This window comes from Streptomyces glaucescens, from assembly GCF_002154375.1.
GTDB lineage: Bacteria > Actinomycetota > Actinomycetes > Streptomycetales > Streptomycetaceae > Streptomyces > Streptomyces glaucescens.
Window position 1 is genome coordinate 1 of record NZ_MUND01000670.1, and the last position, 1340, is coordinate 1340.

Sequence of the window (1340 nt, forward strand, 5' to 3'; positions counted from 1 at the left end):
CCCACGCCCGCACGGACTCCCTGAACGTGGGCTCCGACCTGCGCCGTTCGGCGTACGTCATCTACACGTCGGGTTCGACGGGCCGTCCGAAGGGTGTGGTGGTCCCGCAGGGGCCGCTGGTCAACTTCCTGGTGTCGATGCGGGACCGGTTCGCTCTGGGTGCGGATGACCGTCTGCTGGCGGTGACCACGGTTGGGTTCGACATCGCGGGCCTGGAGCTGTTCGTGCCGCTGCTCAGCGGTGCCGGCGTGGTCATGGCGGCCCGGGACGTGGTGCGTGATCCCGCGGCGCTGTGTGAGCTGGCGGTGTCCACCGGTGCGTCGGTGATGCAGGCGACGCCGAGCTTGTGGCGGGCGGTGCTGGCGCAGGATCCGGCGGTGGTGGAGCGGCTGCGGGTGCTGATCGGCGGCGAGGCGCTGCCGGCGGACCTCGCGGTGGCGCTCGCTGAGCGGGCGGTGTCCGTGACCAACCTGTACGGGCCGACCGAGACGACCATCTGGTCCACGGCATGGCAGGTGACGCCGGGTGCGGCGCGTTCGCCGCGCATCGGCCGGCCGATCGCCAATACACAGATCTACGTCCTGGACGCCGGTCTGCGGCCGGTGCCGCCCGGTGTGCCGGGGGAGTTGTACATCGCCGGTGACGGTGTGGTGCGCGGTTACCACGGTCGGTTCGCACTGACCTCGGAGCGGTTCGTCGCCGACCCCTACGGGGAGCCCGGCTCTCGCATGTACCGCACGGGTGATCTGGCGCGGTGGACGAAGGACGGGGAGCTGGAGTACCTGTCCCGGGTCGATGACCAGGTCAAGCTGCGTGGCTTCCGGATCGAGCTGGGTGAGATCGAGGCGGTGCTCGCCTCGCACGGGCAGGTGGCGCAGGCCGCGGTGATCGTGCGGGAGGACCGGCCCGGCGACAAGCGGCTGGCCGCGTACGTGGTGGGCGCGCAGGGTGCCCGTCCGCAGGCGGCCGAGCTGCGGGAGCTGGCCGCCGGACGGCTGCCGGGTTACATGGTGCCCTCGGCTTTCGTCGTCCTGGACGCGATGCCGCTCACCCCGAACGGCAAACTGAACCGGCGTGCCCTGCCCGCCCCCGACTACGGCCTGGACACCCCGGACGGCCGTGCGGCGCGCTCCCCGCGCGAGGAGATCCTCTGCGGCCTCTTCGCCGAAACCCTCGGTCTGGCGTCGGTCTCCATCGACGACGACTTCTTCCAGCTCGGCGGGCACTCCCTGCTCGCCACCAAGCTGGTCAGCCGGGTCCGTACCGTCCTGGACGCCGAACTCGCCGTCCGGCAGGTCTTCGAGGCCCCCACGGTCGCCGAACTCACCACCGCACTCGAC

Annotated in this window: 1 protein-coding gene; it reads left to right on the forward strand. The window is 71.6% G+C overall.

Features of this window, described 5'->3' with window-relative positions; all coding sequences use genetic code 11:
• The coding region (locus CCN42_RS34455; protein ID WP_143662121.1) for a non-ribosomal peptide synthetase at window positions 1–1340 on the forward strand (1340 nt) is incomplete at both ends.